General features: G+C 61.2%; 9 protein-coding genes and 1 tRNA gene. 7 read left to right on the top strand and 3 right to left on the bottom strand.

Annotated elements, in window-relative coordinates; all coding sequences use genetic code 11:
• The 4 genes from Q1Y33_RS01260 to Q1Y33_RS01275 form a co-directional block, all read left to right on the top strand.
• Nucleotides 1-2,564: putative LPS assembly protein LptD (locus Q1Y33_RS01260; protein WP_300797471.1), on the top strand; the 2,564-nt coding region annotated here is incomplete at its 5' end.
• A gap of 581 nt (nt 2,565-3,145) precedes the next feature.
• Entirely contained in the window at nt 3,146-3,316 is a 171-nt protein-coding gene (locus tag Q1Y33_RS01265) for a hypothetical protein (protein WP_300797473.1), read from the top strand.
• 28 nt (nt 3,317-3,344) lie between these two features.
• Nucleotides 3,345-6,257, top strand: a complete 2,913-nt coding sequence (locus tag Q1Y33_RS01270; RefSeq protein WP_300797475.1) for a fimbrillin family protein — start codon at nt 3,345-3,347, stop codon at nt 6,255-6,257.
• Between the two features lie 99 nt (nt 6,258-6,356).
• Entirely contained in the window at nt 6,357-7,370 is a 1,014-nt protein-coding gene (locus Q1Y33_RS01275; protein WP_300797478.1) for a DNA/RNA non-specific endonuclease, read from the top strand.
• A gap of 459 nt (nt 7,371-7,829) precedes the next feature.
• Here the strand turns inward: Q1Y33_RS01275 and Q1Y33_RS01280 are convergent, their stop codons facing one another.
• Nucleotides 7,830-9,110, bottom strand: a complete 1,281-nt coding sequence (locus Q1Y33_RS01280; protein ID WP_300797480.1) for an MFS transporter — start codon at nt 9,108-9,110, stop codon at nt 7,830-7,832.
• A gap of 138 nt (nt 9,111-9,248) precedes the next feature.
• Between Q1Y33_RS01280 and Q1Y33_RS01285 the strand changes: the two genes are divergently transcribed.
• Nucleotides 9,249-9,319 (top strand) — tRNA-Gln (locus Q1Y33_RS01285).
• Between the two features lie 302 nt (nt 9,320-9,621).
• On the opposite strand, the gene Q1Y33_RS01290 is transcribed toward Q1Y33_RS01285, so the two are convergent.
• Both Q1Y33_RS01290 and Q1Y33_RS01295 read right to left on the bottom strand, forming a co-directional pair.
• Entirely contained in the window at nt 9,622-11,742 is a 2,121-nt protein-coding gene (locus Q1Y33_RS01290) for a M3 family metallopeptidase (RefSeq protein ID WP_300797482.1), read from the bottom strand.
• A 51-nt stretch (nt 11,743-11,793) separates the two neighbouring features.
• The gene (locus Q1Y33_RS01295) at nt 11,794-13,935 is read right to left on the bottom strand and encodes a M3 family metallopeptidase (RefSeq protein WP_300797484.1); all 2,142 of its coding nucleotides are present in this window, start codon (nt 13,933-13,935) and stop codon (nt 11,794-11,796) included.
• 147 nt (nt 13,936-14,082) lie between these two features.
• On the opposite strand from Q1Y33_RS01295, the gene Q1Y33_RS01300 reads away from it, so the two are divergent.
• Together Q1Y33_RS01300 and Q1Y33_RS01305 are read left to right on the top strand one after the other, a co-directional pair.
• Complete coding sequence (locus Q1Y33_RS01300) at nt 14,083-14,826, top strand: 16S rRNA (uracil(1498)-N(3))-methyltransferase (protein WP_300797486.1); 744 nt, start codon at nt 14,083-14,085, stop codon at nt 14,824-14,826.
• Between the two features lie 55 nt (nt 14,827-14,881).
• A complete protein-coding gene (locus Q1Y33_RS01305; protein WP_300797488.1) occupies nt 14,882-16,870 on the top strand; it encodes a proton-conducting transporter membrane subunit in 1,989 nt (662 codons plus the stop codon).

Below are 16,870 nucleotides of genomic sequence, written 5' to 3' on the forward strand. Positions count from 1 at the left end.
CCGGGCGCGACACGCAGCCGGCCGATCCGCTGCTGCGGGACAGCGTGCAGCAGGACAGCGTGCAGCGCGACACGGCCCGCCGTCCGCGCAAGGCCACGGCGTTCCTCGACGGCGCAATCGAGGGCAAGAGCACCGACTCGCTCGTCTACGACGTGCGCAACAAGCTGGTCTACATCTACAACGAGGGCGACGTCACCTACCAGAACAGCAACCTCAAGGCGGATTTCATGCGCATCAACATGACCGACAAGACGGTCTTCGCCTACGGCAAGCCCGACTCGCTCGACGGCAAGCCGATCGTCACCAAGCCGGAGTTCTCGGACGGGTCGGCCTCCTACCAGATGGACACGATCACCTACAACTTCGCCACCGAGAAGGCCAAGATCAAGGGCGTGGCGACGCAGCAGGGCGACGGCTGGCTCGTGGGCGGCAGCGTGAAGAAGATGCCCGACAACACGATCAACATCCAGGACGGCATGTACACGACGTGCGAGGAGACCGACCACCCGCACTTCTACCTGGCGATGACCAAGGCCAAGGTGCAGCCCGGCAAGAAGGTCATCACGGGCCCGGCCTATCTGGTCATGGAGGACGTGCCGATCTACTTCCTCGGCATTCCCTTCGGCTTCTTCCCGATCAACATGGGCCCCAAGTCGGGTCTGCTGATGCCCTCCTACGGCGAGGACGGCACGCGGGGCTTCTTCCTGCGCGACCTGGGCTACTACATCACGCTGGGCGACTACGCCGACCTGGCCGTCCGCGGCGGCTTCTATACGCTCGGTTCGTGGGAGGCCTCGGCCGCCTCGCGCTACATCAAGCGCTACAAGTACAGCGGCAGTTTCAACATCCAGTACTCGAACATCAAGACCGGAGAGAAGGGCGAACCCGACTACCTCAAGCAGAGCAACTTCCGCGTGCAGTGGACCCACTCGCAGGATGCCAAGGCCAACCCCGGCTCGACCTTCTCCGCCTCGGTGAACTTCGCCACGAGCGGCTACAACCGCTACTCGGCCAACACGCTCAACGACATTCTCTCGACGCAGACCAACTCGTCGATCTCCTACTCGAAGAGCTGGACGGGCACGCCCTTCTCGCTGTCGGCCAACATGGCCATCTCGCAGAACTCCTCGAACCAGACGATCTCGCTGACCCTTCCGACGGTGGTCTTCAACGTCTCGCGCATCTACCCCTTCAAGCGCAAGGAGAAGACGGGCAAGGACCGCTGGTACGAGAAGATTTCAATGCAGTACACGGGCAAGATGACCAACTCGGTGACCACGACCGAGAGCGAGATCTTCTCGAAAAAGACGCTCGAGGACATGAAGAACGGCATCGAGCACTCGATTCCGGTCTCGGCGTCGTTCAACGTCTTCAACTACATCAACCTCTCGCCGTCGTTCAACTACAACGAAAAGTGGTTCTTCAAGAAGGTCGAATACGAATGGAACCCGACGACCAACAAGATCGACACGATGGCCAACGACTACGGTTTCTACCGGCTCTACAACTACAGCATGAGCGTCTCGGCCTCGACGACCGTCTACGGCATGTACGACTTCACGAAGAAGAAGCGCGACCGCAAGATACAGGCCATCCGCCACGTGCTGACCCCCTCGATCGGCTTCTCCTACACGCCCGACTTCGGCGACTTCAAGTACGGCTACTACAAGTCGCTGCAGCGCGACTCGCTCGGCACGACGCAGACCTACTCGCCCTATGCGGTGAACGCCTACAGCGTACCGTCGTCGGGGCGCAACATGTCGATGAACTTCTCGCTGTCGCAGAACCTCGAGATGAAGGTGCTCTCGAAGCGCGACACCTCGGGCGTGAAGAAGATCAAGCTCATCGACGAGCTGCGCATCAGCGGCTCGTACAACTTCCTGGCCGACTCGATGCGGCTCTCGACGATCCCGATCTCGTTCCGCACGACGCTCTTCGGCAACTTCGGCATCAACCTCTCGGCGACGCTCGACCCCTACCGGCTGACGCCCGACGGCAAGCGCATCAACAAGCTCTTCTTCCCGGGCCGCATCGTCTCGACGGGCTGGTCGTTCGGCTATACGTTCAAGTCGCGCGACGACCGTTCGCAGACGGCCATCAACGACATCACGTCGATCCCTCCGGAGTACATGAACCCGTTTTACGACCCCTACGGCACGATGGACCCCGTACTGCGGCGACAGTACATGGCCCAAACCTACTATGACTTCTCGCTGCCGTGGAACTTCGGCTTCAACTATACGGTCAACTACTCGATCTCGACGGGCAACTACCCGCCCAAGGGCTACAAGAAGAACGTCACGCAGACCATCGGCTTCAACGGCTCGCTGAACCTCACGCCCAAGATGGGCATCACGTTCCAGGGCGGCTACGACGTCAAGACGAACCGGCTGACGACCTCGTCGGTCTCGATCACGCGCGACCTGCACTGCTGGCAGATGTCCTTCTCGTGGATACCTTTCGGCACCTACCGGTCGTGGAGCTTCAACATCGGCGTCAAGGCGGCGTCGCTCTCCGACCTGAAGTACGACAAGTCGCAGTCCATGTACGAAAACATGTACTGACCCCCCATACATATTTGTAAATACGGGCGGCGGACCTCCGCATGCCCCGCCCGGCCGCACCACGCCGCACGCCCTGACCGGCCTATCCCGGCTTTTTCCATTCAGTTTTTCGGCCTTTTCCGGCATTCTCCGGCATTCTCCCGTCCTGCGCGGCACCGACAGTCTTTTCTGCCGATTCCAGCCGTATGGGGCGTTTTTGCCGCATTCCGAACGTTCACATAAACCCGACACCGGGGAAAAAGCCCCGCTCGCAACGTGTGCCCGCACGCAGGACGCAGCAAAATCCCGCACCGGCTTACGTTCAGCCGACCGTCGCGGGCTCCGGCAGCGGCCGGGCCGGCAACGTATGCCGTTCGGGCAAAAACGTATCGGGACAGGACCACGACGGCATTTTCATCCGACGGCGCCCCCCGAACGCATGGCGTGCGGGAGATTCATTTCGTACATTTCACGTAAATTCATACAATTTTATACGTTTTTTAATTCGGTTTTTTCCCATTTTTTATTAGTTTTGTAAATCGACAGGAAAGCACTTCTTAAAAAATAAGGCTAAAAAACAAACCATCAAAAACCGAAAACACATGAAAAAACCTATCCTCAACTCAAGGGGGGGGGAATCTGGATATTCCGCCCCGACGCTTGAAATCCTCTCCGTCACGGTGGAGCAGGGTTTCGCAGCAAGTGAAAAGGAGTACTGGACCGACATCGATCCGTGGGACGATGAAACCGGCGAAGAAGTGGACTTCTATTAATCATGAACTCATCGAAAACAACCGTACTATGAAAAAGTATTCTCTTTTGATGGGTCTCATGTGCGCAGCACTGTCCATCACCAGTTGCTCGAAAGACAACACGGAAACATTTGACAAACCGAAAGGGTACGAATTCGAGCTCTACGCAGCTCCGCAAACCCGTACCGAAGTTGACGGTCTGGACATGAAGTGGAGCGCCAACGACGCCATGAACGTCTTCCACGCCCCGACCGGCACCACGAACTACAGCAGCAACGACCAGTTCACCCTGGCCGAAATCGAAAGCGGCCGCTTTACGGGCCTTATTACCGATACGGAATTTGATCCGAACGGCACCTATGACTGGTATGCAGTCTACCCCTACTCGAAATACATGGCATCCCCTGCCGAGAGCAACTCGGGAAGCTATTTTACGGTCGGCAGCGAAGCCGGCTCTGCGCAGCAGCAGACGGGTATTGACAATCAGGCTCACATCAGCGGCGAGAACATTCCGCTCTATGGAACGGCTACCGGGGTTACTGGATCGCCCAACCTGCAGATGCACCACATCACGACCCTTTTCCGGATCAATGTAACCAACTCCGGAAGTGCGGATCTGAATGTCACGAGCATCACACTCACCTCGGCCAGCGAGAACCTGATCGGTACCTACTATTTCGACATTACGGGAGCAGAACCGGTGCTGACCTCCAGCGGTGACAACTATGTATCCAAGACGGCTACGCTGAATGTTACCGACGGTATCGTTGCTCCGGATGCTACGGGCAGCTTCTACCTCGCTACGCGCGCCTTCACGGCTCCCGAGGGCGAGCAGCTGACGCTGACGGTTACGGCCAACGGCGAAACCGTCGAGAAGGTCGCCACCCTGTCGAAGGAGACCACCTTTGCCGCAGGCAAGATCAACAAACTGAAAGTCAACGTGGCAGCAGCTGCAGAGCAGGCTTCTACCTGGGAAAAGGTCACCTCGCTGGCTGACATCACGGCAGGCGAATACATCATTGCCAACGGAGACTACTTCCTGCCTACAACTACTACAGGCAGTAAAAATGCTCCCGTCCCGTATACGTTGGAATCACAGGGTATTTCTTTCGTTGCCGATTCATTCACCGGCATTGTCCCCGATATCGCCAAATGGACCTTCACGGGAACCAATACGGCCATGACCATTACGAACTCCGGCGGCGACTACCTGTACGGTACAAGTGCGAATAACGGCATTCGCGTAGGTACCACATCCGACATAACCTGGGCATTTGAGGTCTATAACGACGGATTCGCAATGAAGAACTCAAACGGTCGTTATTGCGCAATCTACGTGGCAAACGGCTCACCTCAGGATTGGAGATCATATACCAGCAAGAACCACAGCAACTATCAAATCAACGACGGTATTCTGTACCTTTACAAGAAGGGTGATGCTCGTTCCGCTCTTGAAACGCCGACCGGTGTAGAGGCCGTTGCAGAAGGAAATGAAGTTCTTGTAGGTTGGAAGCCTGTTGCTGGTGCTACCTCCTACACCGTATCGTTCGAGCCTGCAACCATCGAACCGAGAACAGTCCTTCATGACGATGCAAAGGCAGAATACAGCGAAATATTCGAGAACCTCGACTACGCTACGGAGTACACGGTTTCGGTGGTAGCCAACCCGGCAGACACCGAGAACTACAAGGCTTCGGCTCCCGCCACGGCTACATTCACCACGGGCGAAGACCCGAACCAAACGATCACCCCCATCGGAGAAATCACGACCGAGGGTAACTACACGGCAGAGGGTACAGTCGTAGCACGTGGTTCACAAGCCTACATCATTGCCGACAACACCGGAGCCATGATGGTTTACCACAACGGTAACGAGCGTGCCGTAGGCGAAAAGATTTCGATCTCTGGCGCTGTAGAGTTATATTCCAATGCAAATGGTTCATCGAAAAGCACACCGCAGTTTACGAATACCGCTACCGTAAAGGTTCTCTCGACAGACAACGTTTGGACATATAATCCGACCGCAATGGATGGTACAGCCATGGATGCGCTTCTTTCGGGTGAACTCGTATGTCAGGAAGTTCAGTTCGAGGGAAACCTTGAGATTAGCGGCAACTACATGAATGTAACTATTCCCGGTGCATCGACGGCAATCGGCTCGATCAAGTACGTTGAAACTTCGACTGTTGAAGCATACAACGGTAAGGATATTATCGTCAAGGGCTACTATGTCGGTTATTCAAGCAACATGTATGTGAACGTACTGCCGTACAGCGTCGAGGAGGCCAATCCTTCGACCGATCCAGCTATCAAGGCTGATCCCACGTCGCTCTCTTTCGCCGCAGCAGGTGAAAGCAAGGAAGTAACCTACACGGCCGAAAATCTCGGATCAAATCAGGTATTTGCAGCTGTCTCGGGAGAAAACGCATCGCAGTTCTCGGCAACCGTTGGTAACGGGACTGTTACCGTAACGGCGGCTGAAAATACGGAGACGACGGCCAAGACGGCCACGCTGACGCTCTACATCGCTGCCAGCGAGGGTGGCGAGCACCTTGCCGAGGCAACCGTTGCACTGACGCAGGCCGGAGTTTCCAGCGGAAATGAGCAAACTGTCACCTTATCTTTTGCGGGAGGTGATGCCCAAAATCATGATGAAATTCCTTTTACCGAAGGTAATATCACGGCCACATTTACCAAAGGTGACCATCAGACGTCTCCGCGTTGGGATGCTACTTGCGTGCGCTTCTACGGAACCAATGGTATGCACAACCAGTTGACTGTTTCCGGTGCAACCATCACGAAGATTGAATTCATATTCAACGGTTCCTACGATACGGCGGGTATGACAGCAGATTCGGGAACGATCTCCGGCTCGACCTGGACTGGCAGCAGCGACAACGTAGTATTTACGGCTGGTAACAAGCAAACGCGTATCGAAGGAATTATCGTAACGTATAATTGAACTCCGGGCGGGGGTGGTGAGGTAACACCTCCCACCCCGGACCCTACCCCGGGATTCGATGCAGCGCCCTATGTGACCGTGCAGTCGGAAACGTCCGCAATGGTCTACTGCACCGGAACCGACTGGGAGTACGCCTCGGGAGGAATTGCGTTCCGATACGCATCCTCGGACGGCAGCGACACGGGCAGTGTCGCTGCTTCCGTCACCGGGACATACGCCCAGGCAACGCTGACGGGACTGCGGCCCGCAACCGACTACACGGTGTGGGCCGTCGCCACCACGGCAACCGGTGCGACATACACTTCGGCTGAGGCATGGTTTACGACACCGCAGCCCGCGACGAGCCACAGCGGCTGGCTGGAGCTTCCGGCCAAAAGCACCTCGTCCACGGCGCAGGAGTACACCCTTTGGGCCGGAGAGCGCAACTATACGATGTACTACGACCGCAACCTCTACACGGCCCTGTGGGTCGCCTACCCGCTGGCTGCGGGACACATGGGATCGCTTGACCGGCCGGGCAGCTGGTACGAGAACCCCGACATATCGACCAGCCAGCAGATCAACGTGTGGGACGGCAGCTACGGTGTAAATTACGGATCGACGATCTACGCCCGCGGGCACCAGATTCCGAATGCGGACCGCAACGGCAACAGCACGATGCAGAAGCAGGCTTTCTACGCCACGAACTCGACACCGCAGATTCAGGACAAGTTCAACGGCGGCGTCTGGGAACACATGGAGACGGCCGTGCGCGGCCAGGTTCCGACGCGCGACTCGCTCTACATCGCCACGGGAGCCGTCTTCCGCACGACGGGCGGCTCGGAGAGCATCACCTACATCCGGCCGGCCGAGGACTCGAAGCAGTGCCCCGTGCCGAACTACTACTTCAAGGTGGTGCTGAAGGTGAAGCGTTCGGGCAGCACGATCACGTCGGCAATGGCGGTCGGCGCCTGGTTCGAGCACCGGCAGTACACGGACGACTGGACGGATCACATCGTTTCGGTCGACGAGATCGAGCGGCTGACGGGTTTCGACTTCTTCGCGAACCTGCCGGACGACGTGGAGGCCGCGGCGGAGCAGAACACCAGTTGGAGTGCCTTTTCCTCCTTCTGATGCACGACGGCAACGGTCCGGCGGCAGCGCGCGGACCGGAAACAGACAGACAGACAAACAGAAACGGCAACGGGCCGAGAGGCCCACACGGCGGCGACACACCGAAACGGGCGTGTCGCCGCTTCTTTTATGCCGGTATGCCGGTATTCCGGTCAGGGGCATGCCGCGGGCGATGTCGAAAGGATGCGGGGTGCGGGGCGTTGTTGCGCAGCGGTCCGCAGGGATACGGGCGGAGCAGGGAGGGGTAAACGCCCTGAAAAGCCCGTTTGCCGCCCGCAGGACGATTTTCGCGGCGCAGGGGAGAGATTCTCCGGCCGGGCACACATGCGGGGCGTATGGCCGTAAAACAGGCGGGCAGCGGAAAACCGCCGCCCGCCCATTGGGAACGAAATCAGGGCCGAGGGCCCCTACCCTGCCGGATTGGTCCGAAACCGAGCCGCCGGCCGGAAACCGGAAAGGTCAATGCCGCACGTCGCCCAGTTCGTCGGGGTTGTGCTTGTACTTGAAGACCACGGCGAAGACCAGACCGACCAGCAGCGCGTAGCCGGCAAAAATCAGCCACGACGTCGACCAGCCCGAAATCATGGCCTCGGCACTCTGCTGCGAATAGACGAAGTGGTTGACGACGGCCTGTGCACCGAGTGTGCCGATCGTGGCGCCGATGCCGTTGGTCATGATCATGAAGAGGCCCTGTGCCGAGGAACGGATCGCGACGTCGGTCTCCTTGTTGACGAAGAGCGAACCCGAAATATTGAAGAAGTCGAAGGCCACGCCGTAGACGATCATCGAGAGGACGAACATCCACACGCCCGTGCCGGGATTGCCCAGCCCGAAGAGGCCGAAGCGCAGCACCCATGCGAACATGGCCATCAGCATGACGTTCTTGATGCCAAAGCGTTTCAGGCAGAAGGGGATCAGCAGGATGCAGAGCGTCTCGGAGACCTGCGACAACGAGATCAGCGCATTGGCGTGGTTGGCGCCGAAGGTCGAGGCGTACTCGGGGATGTCGCGGAAACTCGTGATGAAGGGGTTGGCGAAACCGTTGGTGATCTGCAGCGAGACGCCCAGCAGCATCGAGAAGATGAAGAAGAGCGCCATCTTCTTCTGCTTGAAGAGCGTGAAGGCACGCAGGCCGAGCGCCTCGACAAGGCTCTTCTTGTCGCCCGAGCGGCTCACGGGGCACGACGGCAGCGTCATGGCATAGAATGCCAGCACGAGGCCCAGCACGGCGCACTGGATGAACTGCATGTAGGTGGTCTGGAACCCGGCGGCGTCGCACACGAGCATCGAGCAGATGAAGCCGACGGTACCCCACACGCGGATCGGCGGGAAGGTTTTGACCGTGTCGAGTCCGGCGCCCTCGAGGACGCAGTAGGCCACGGAGTTCGAGAGGGCAATCGTCGGCATGTAGAAGGCGACGCTCAAGGCATAGAGCGTGAAGAGCACGCCGAACGAGACGCCGCTGCCGGACGACATGGCATAGTAGCCCGCGGCACCCATGAAGAGGGCAGCCAGCAGGTGGCAGATGCCAAGCAGACGCTGTGCGGGGACCCAGCGGTCGGCCACGATGCCGATCACGGCAGGCATGAAGAGCGAAACGATGCCCTGCATGGCGTAGAAAATCCCGATATGCGACGCCAGATCGACGCCCACAAGGTAGGACCCCATCGAAGTCAGATAGGCACCCCAGATGGCATACTGGAGAAAGTTCATGACGATGAGGCGCAACTTAATTCCCATAATTCATTGATTTTAAGTAGTTTTAAGTTCAATCGCCCGTCGTTTCGGGCGAGGTGAAAGCAAAAATACAAAATTTTTTTCTGATTTTTCTTTGCAATTGCAAAATAAAGTTCTACTTTTGCATCACCAAAACGTCATTGAGCTATGGTGTAATGGTAACACAACAGATTCTGGTCCTGTTATTCTTGGTTCGAATCCAGGTAGCTCAACACCGAAAACCCGCAGTCAGCCGACTGCGGGTTTTTCGTTTTCCGCTGTTCAGGCGGAGAGGCGGGGCGAGGCGCGAGAGAGGGGGGGGGAAGGCGGTTCGCCCGTCTTCCGGCTCCCGCCATACATCCGGTCCGTCCGGGTCTGCTCCGCACGCAGGATACGGCCCCGACGGCAGGCAGCCAAAAAAAAGGCCGTCCCGCGGAATCGGGATGGCCTTTTATCATATCAATTCAATGGGATGCGGATGCGGCCGCCGGAGGTACCGGACGCGCGGGCCGCACAGCGGCCGGGACGGACGCGGCTACTTGCCGAGGCCCATCTTCTCGATCAGGGCGCGCGTCTCGGGCTTGTGGCCGCGGAAAGCGACGTAGAGCTTCATCGGATGCTCCGTACCGCCCTTCGAGAGGATGTTCTCACGGAACGATTCGGCCACCTCGCGGCTGAAGATACCCTTCTCCTTGAAGAGCGAGAAGGCATCAGCCTCGAGCACCTCGGCCCACTTGTAGCCGTAGTAGCCTGCGGCATAGCCGCCCGAGAAGATGTGGCCGAAGGCCGGCGCCATGGCCGTGCCCGGCACGACGGGCAGCACCTGCGTCGGGGCCATCGAGGCGACCTCGAACTGCTCGACATCCCCCTCGAAAGGTTCGGTCAGCGTATGCCAGGCCATGTCGGTCATGCCGAACGAGAGCTGGCGCACGTTGGCATAGGCCGCCAGATAGTTCTTCGCGGCGACGATCCGCTCGACGAGTTCGGCGGGAATCGGCTCGCCCGTCTCGTAGTGCACGGCCCACAGGTCGAGAAACTCCTTTTCGGTAGCCCAGTTCTCCATGATCTGCGACGGCAGCTCGACGAAGTCGCGGTAGACGTTCGTCCCGTTCTGCGACTCGTACTTGCCCTCGGCGAGCATGCCGTGCAGCGAGTGCCCGAACTCGTGGAGGAAGGTCTCCACCTCATCGAAGGTCAGCAGCGAGGGAGTCTGCTCCGTGGGCTTCGTGAAGTTCATCACCAGCGACACGAGCGGGCGCGTCTCCACGCCGTCGACGGTCTTCGTACCGCGGAACTCGGTCATCCACGCGCCGCCGCGCTTCGACTCGCGCGGGAAGAAGTCGAGGTAGAGCACCGCCATGAAGCGGCCCGTCCCGTCGGTCACCTCGTAGGCCGTCACGTCGGGATGGTAGACCTCGATCGCCGGATTGGGCGTGAAGTTCAGCCCGTAGAGCTTGTTTGCGAGCAGGAAGACCCCCTTGCGGACATTCTCCAGCTGGAAGTAGGGCTTGACCGCCTCGTCGTTCAGGGCGTATTTCTCGTCCTTGTACTTCTCCGAATAGTAGGACCAGTCCCACGGCATGAGCTCGCCCTTGAAGCCCTTGGAGGCGGCATATTCGCTCACGGTACGGTAGTCGGCGTCGGCATACTCCTTCGTTTCGGCGAGCAGCTCGTCGAGGAAGGCCGTCACCGTCGGGGTGTTCTCGGCCATGCGCTCCTCGAGCACGTAGTCGGCGTAGCACTTGTAACCGAGCAGGTTGGCGATCTTCAGCCGCGTGTTGGCGATCTGCTTGACGATCTCCGTATTGTCGAACTCGCCGCCCAGCGCCCGGGCGTTGTAGGCTTTCCAGAGGCGCTCCTTCAGGGCGCGGTTCGACGAGTAGCGCAGGAAGGGGGCATAGCTCGGCGCCTGGAGCGTCACCGTCCACCCCTTCTCGCCGCGGGCCTTCGCATCGGCGGCCATGCCCTCACGCACGAAAGCCGGCAGTTCGGCGACGACCTTCGGATCGGTGATGTTGATCGTAAAGGCGTTCGTCGCCGAGAGGGCGTTCTGTCCGAACTGCAACGTCAGCGCCGACAGCTCGGAGGTGTACTTGCGGTAGAGTTCCTTGTCGGCATCCGACAGCGCCGCGCCGTTGCGGGCGAAGCTCTTGTAGGTATCCTCCAGCAGCTTTTTGTCCTCGGGTTTCAGCCCGCGGCCCGGGTGCTCGTAGACCTGCTTCACGCGGGCGAAGAGCTCGGGGTTGAGCATGATGTCGTTCGACAGCTCCGTGAGCTTGGGCTGCACGCGCAGGGCGATCTGCTGCATCTCGTCCGACGTGTCGGCCTCGAGCAGGTTGAAGAAGATGCCCGCAATGCGGCTCAACAGCGCTCCCTGCCGCTCGAGCGCCACGATCGTATTGCCGAACGTGGGCTTCGCGGGGTTCTTGACAATGGCCTCAACCTCGGCGCGCGAGCAGGCGATCGCCGCATCGAAGGCGGGTTCGTAGTCCGAGAGTTCGATCTCGGAGAAGGGAGGCGTCTCGTGGGGCGTGTTCCACGTCGCCAGCAGCGGATTCGTCATATCCAGTTCGGGGAGCTGGGCCTTCGGAATCGAATTGTCGGCACAGCCGGCCGCAAGGGCGGAAAATGTCATGATAACAAGTGCTTTTTTCATATCCGTTTGTTTGTAGGTTTCTTCTCGATGGGCAGGCGCCGCGGCGCACGGTTACCGCGGCTGAACGGGCGTGCCGGGCTCCGGCGCAGCGGCGGTCTCCTCCGCCTCCTCTTCGGCCGGCTCGGGCTCGTTCCACAGGCCGCGGCCCTTGAGCATGGCCCGCTTGTCGGGGTCCTTGCCGCGGAAGGCGCGGTAGAGCGTCATGCCGTCCTCCGAGCCGCCGCGTGCAAGGAGCTTGCGGCGGAAGTCGTCGGCAATCTGCTTGTTGAACAGGTCGCCGCTCTCGCGGAAGGCCTCGAAGGCATCCTTGTCGAGCACCTCGGCCCACGTATAGAAATAGTAACCGGCCGAATAGCCGCCGTCGAAGATGTGGCTGAAGTAGGGATAGCGGTAGCGGGGTTCGATCTGCGGGATGAGGCCGCGCTTTTCGGCGAGCGCCTGCCGCTCGAAGGCCATCGGGTCGAAGGGCTCGTACTCGGTAATCGAGTGGATGTCCATGTCCGAGAGCGACGCGGCGATGAGCTCCGTGGTCATGAAGCCCTGGTTGAAGAGCTCGCTGCGGCGCAGCTTGTCGATCAGATACTGCGGAATCACCTCGTCCGAGCGGTAGTGCACGGCATACTGGCGCAGCATCTCCGGTTCGAAGGCCCAGTTCTCCATGATCTGCGAGGGCAGCTCGACGAAGTCGCCCTCGACCTCCGAGAGCCCGCGGTACTTCACGTCGTGGAAGAGGAAGTGCAGCGCATGGCCGAACTCGTGGAAGAGCGTCTCCGCTTCGTCGAGGGTCAGCAGCGCGGGGTCGTTGCCCGTCGGGCGCGTGAAGTTGCAGACGATCGACACGACGGGTGCCACGCGCTTGCCGTCGCGATAGGTCTGCTCGACGTAGTTGCCGCACCACGCACCCTGGCTCTTGCCGTCGCGCGGGTGGAAGTCGAAGTAGAGCACGCCGAGGTGCGATTCGTCGGCATCGAGCACCTCGTAGGCCACGGCCTCGGGATGGTAGAGCGGCACGACGATCGGACGGAACGTAATGCCGTAGAGGCGGTTCGCAAGGAAGAAGATGCCGCTCTGCACGTTCGGCAGCGAGAAGTAGGGGCGCAGCATCTCCTCGTCGAGGGCGTACTGCTGCTTGCGGAGCTTCTCGGCGTAGTACCACCAGTCCCACGAGGCGAACTCGCCGTCGGGGTAATCCTTGCGGAAGAGCTCCTCCATCTCGGCAAGCTCCTTTTTGGCGCTCTCGAGCGCCGGGGTCCAGATCTCCTCCAGCAGGTTGTAGACGGCGCCGGTCGTGCCGGCCATCTCGTCGGCCACGACATAGGCCGCATAGGAGGGATAGCCCAGCAGGTGGGCCTTCTCCGTGCGCAGGCGGATGAAGTCGTTGATCAGCTGCTTGTTGTCGTACTCGTCACCGTGGTTGCAGCGGTTCAGGTAGGCCGTGTAGAGCTCCTCGCGCAGTTCGCGCTGCGTCGAGTAGGTCAGGAAGGGCAGCATGCTCGGCTTGTGGAGCGTGAAGACGTACTTGCCGCTCTTGCCCATCGACTCGGCCTTCTCGCGCGCCAGGTCGCGGACCCCCGCGGGCAGCCCGTCCAACTGGTCGCCGTCGAGCACCAGCGCGTAGTTGTTGTTCTCGGCCAGGAGGTTGTTGCCGAACTTCACGGCCGTGAGCGCCAGCTCCTCGTTAATCTGCTTCAGGCGGGCCTTTCCGTCGGCGTCGAGCAGCGCTCCGGCACGCACGAAACCGTCGTAGGTCTTCTCCGTCAGCCGCAGCTGCTCGGCATCCAGCCCGAGCGTTGCCCGGTTGTCATAGACCGCCTTCACCTTGTCGAAGAGCTGCTCGTTGAGCCGGATCTTGTCGGCGTGGGCCGTCAGCAGGGGCATCATCTCCTCCTGCAGGGCCTGCATCTGCGGCGTGTTCTCCGCCGCGCAGAGCATGCCGAAGATCAGCGAGGTCTGCGCAAGCATCTGCCCCGAGTTGTCGTAGGCGAGGATGACGTTCTCGAAGGTCGGTTCGTCGTTGTTCGACGTGATGGCGTCGATCTCGGCGTCGTGCAGCGACATGCCCCGCTCGAAGGCCGGCATGAAGTGCTCGGGGCGGATCTTGTCGAAGGGCGGAACGCCGTAGGGCGTCTCCCACTCCGAGAAAAAGGGGTTCTCCCCCGTCTGTTTCGCGGAATCGCAGGATGCGAGTGTCATAAACGTCAAAAGTGTGAATAATCCGGTTATGCGTTTCATGGATCGTGTTATTTTGTTTACCTTTGCGGCAAAGTTAATAAAATTACGGTCAGAGCCGCACTTCCGCGCGTTTTTTTCTGGGCGGATGCGGACCCAACAAGGACAGCCATGCAACTCTTCTACGCCCCCGACATCCGTCCGCCGCAGTACACCCTCTCGGAGGAGGAGTCGAAACACTGCGTGCGCGTGCTGCGCCTCACGTGCGGCGACACGGTGCACCTGACCGACGGACGGGGCACGCTCTACCGCTGCGAGATCACGGACGACAACCCGCGGCGGTGCGTCGTGCGCGTGGTCTCGGCCGAGGAGGAGTTCGAGCGGCTCCCCTACCGCCTGACGATGGCCGTGGCCCCGACCAAGAACGCCGACCGCTTCGAGTGGTTCCTCGAAAAGGCCACCGAGGTGGGCGTCACGCAGATCATCCCTCTCGAGACGGCCCGCAGCGAACGGCGGGTCTTCAAGCCCGAACGCGGCGAGAAGGTCATCACCGCGGCGATGAAGCAGTCGCTCAAGGCCTACCGGCCGCAGCTCGACGCCCTCACGCCGTTCCGCGACGCCGTGGCGGCGCCCTTTGCCGGGCGGCGGATGATCGCCCACTGCGACGCGGCCCGCACGCCGGAAGGCAAGGCCTACCTCGCCTCGACGCTCCGCGCGGGCGAGGCGGCACAGATCTTCATCGGTCCCGAAGGGGACTTTTCACCCGAAGAGATCGCCTTTGCGCTCGACAACGGATTCGAGGAGATCACCCTCGGGCCGCAGCGCCTGCGCACCGAGACCGCAGCCCTCGTGGCGGTGGTGATGGCCGCCACGGTGAACGGACAGGCGGCGGCCGGAGAGCCCCACGAATCATGACCCGGAAAGACACGAAACAGATTTTGCCTATAGACCCGAATTTTACCTTCACGACATGTTCTTCCTCTACACCTTGTTCGCCCTGGCCGCAGTGGCGACGCTGATCTTCGCCGTGCCCCTGCGGGCCAAGGCGTGGGCGGCGACAGCCGTCGTGGGGCTCGGCGCCCTTGCGGCCTCGGCCGCAGCCGTCGGCGTGCTGGCCGGCAAGGCCGGGCTATCGCTCTGGTCGGTGCCCGGCACCCTCTTCGGCGGCGACAGCGGCTCGATGGACCGCCTCTCGGCCCTTTTCGTGCTGCTCGTCTCGATCGGCTCCGTCGCCTCGGTGCTCTACGCCCGCGGCTACCTCGAACACACGCTGCGCGAAAAGTCCCCGGCCCACGTCTCGCTGCACTACACGGCGCTGACGGTCATGTCGCTGGCCATGCTGGGCGTCGTCACCTCCGACGGCGGCTACTCGTTCCTCTTCTTCTGGGAGCTGATGACCGTGGCGTCGTTCCTGCTGATCCTCTACGACGCCGAGCGGCGCGAGGTGCGGCGCGCGGCCCTCGCATACCTCATCATGATGCACGTGGGCTTCGTGCTGCTCGTCGTCGGCTTCGTCACACTGGACAGCACGTGCGGCGCCGCGACGTTCGGCACCCTGGCCGAATATTTCCGCACGCAGCCGGCCCTGCCGCTGCTGCTCGTCTTCCTGGCGGGCTTCGGCATGAAGGCCGGCATGTTCCCGCTGCACGTCTGGCTCCCGGAGGCGCACCCGGCGGCCCCGTCGCACGTCTCGGCCCTCATGTCGGGCGTGATGATCAAGACGGGCGTCTACGGCATCCTGCGCGTCGTCGCGGCGCTGGGCGACCTGCCCGTGCTGCGCACGGCGGGCTACCTCCTGCTGGCCCTGGGCATCATTACGGGCGTGTGGGGCGTGATCCTCGCCGCGCTGCAGAACGACATCAAGCGGCTGCTGGCCTACTCCTCGATCGAGAACGTCGGCATCATCCTGCTCGGCGTGGGCATCGCGGCGCTGGGCAAGGCCTCGGGCAACCACTTCGTGGCGCTCTGCGGTCTGGCCGGGGCCCTGCTCCACACCTTCAACCACTCGCTCTTCAAGTCACTGCTCTTCTTCGGCGCGGGCAACGTCCTCTCGCAGACCCGCACCACGTCGCTCGATGCGCTGGGCGGCGTAGCGCACCACATGCCCCTGACGGCGATCCTCTTCCTGACAGCCACGGCCGCCATCTGCGCCCTGCCGCCCCTGAACGGCTTCGTCTCGGAGATGCTGCTCTACCTCGGGCTCTTCGACGGCATCGCCTCGGGCAGCGACGTGCTCTGCGCCGCGGCCGCCGTCGCCGCGCTGGCACTCATCGGCGGGGTGGCCGTCATGGCCTTCACCAAGCTCTACGGCACGGTCTTTCTCGGTGCGCCCCGCACGCACGAGGTGGCCGAAGCCTCCGAGGTCGACAACGGCCGCATCGCCGCCATGGCCCTGCCGCTCACGGGCATCCTCCTCGTGGGGCTCTTCCCGCAGCAGGCCGCGGCCGTCGTGACGCGCTCGGCGGAGTTCTTCCTGCACGTGCCGGCCGACGCCTCCGACTACCTGCTCGCAGCGCCCCTCGCGGGCATCACCCGCACCGTCTGGCTGCTTGTCGCCGTGGTCGGCGGGCTGCTCTGGCTGCGCCGCCGCGCCCTGCGCGGACGCCGCGTCGTGCCCGGTGCGACGTGGGGCTGCGGATTCACCGCCCCGAACGTAAGGATGCAGTACACGGGCGAATCCTTCACCGAAGGGTTGCAGTCCATCGCCTCGACCCTCACGCAGGAGAGCGGCGCCGGCTCGCCCGTGGGCAAGGAGGAGACCTTCCCCTCGGCCCACGGCTTCGACTCGCGCCACAACGACCGCATCGGACGTCTCTTCGGCGCCTGGTGGGTCGAGCTGCTGCGGCTCATCAACCAGCGCGTCATGCGCCTGCGCACGGGCAAGATCAACCACTACGTCCTCTTCGCGCTGGCCTTCCTCGCCCTCGTATTCCTGCTTTCGATCCTTAATCTGATCTGA

It is taken from the genome of uncultured Alistipes sp., assembly GCF_949296715.1.
Taxonomy (GTDB): Bacteria; Bacteroidota; Bacteroidia; order Bacteroidales; family Rikenellaceae; genus Alistipes.

Coding starts and splice junctions, on each gene's coding strand:
- Q1Y33_RS01305 (WP_300797488.1), top strand. CDS start 14,882: ATGTTCTTCCTCTACACCTTGTTCGCCCTGGCCGCAGTGGCGACGCTG.
- Q1Y33_RS01295 (WP_300797484.1), bottom strand. CDS start 13,935: ATGACACTCGCATCCTGCGATTCCGCGAAACAGACGGGGGAGAACCCC.
- Q1Y33_RS01265 (WP_300797473.1), top strand. CDS start 3,146: ATGAAAAAACCTATCCTCAACTCAAGGGGGGGGGAATCTGGATATTCC.
- Q1Y33_RS01270 (WP_300797475.1), top strand. CDS start 3,345: ATGAAAAAGTATTCTCTTTTGATGGGTCTCATGTGCGCAGCACTGTCC.
- Q1Y33_RS01290 (WP_300797482.1), bottom strand. CDS start 11,742: ATGAAAAAAGCACTTGTTATCATGACATTTTCCGCCCTTGCGGCCGGC.
- Q1Y33_RS01275 (WP_300797478.1), top strand. CDS start 6,357: ATGGTCTACTGCACCGGAACCGACTGGGAGTACGCCTCGGGAGGAATT.
- Q1Y33_RS01300 (WP_300797486.1), top strand. CDS start 14,083: ATGCAACTCTTCTACGCCCCCGACATCCGTCCGCCGCAGTACACCCTC.
- Q1Y33_RS01280 (WP_300797480.1), bottom strand. CDS start 9,110: ATGGGAATTAAGTTGCGCCTCATCGTCATGAACTTTCTCCAGTATGCC.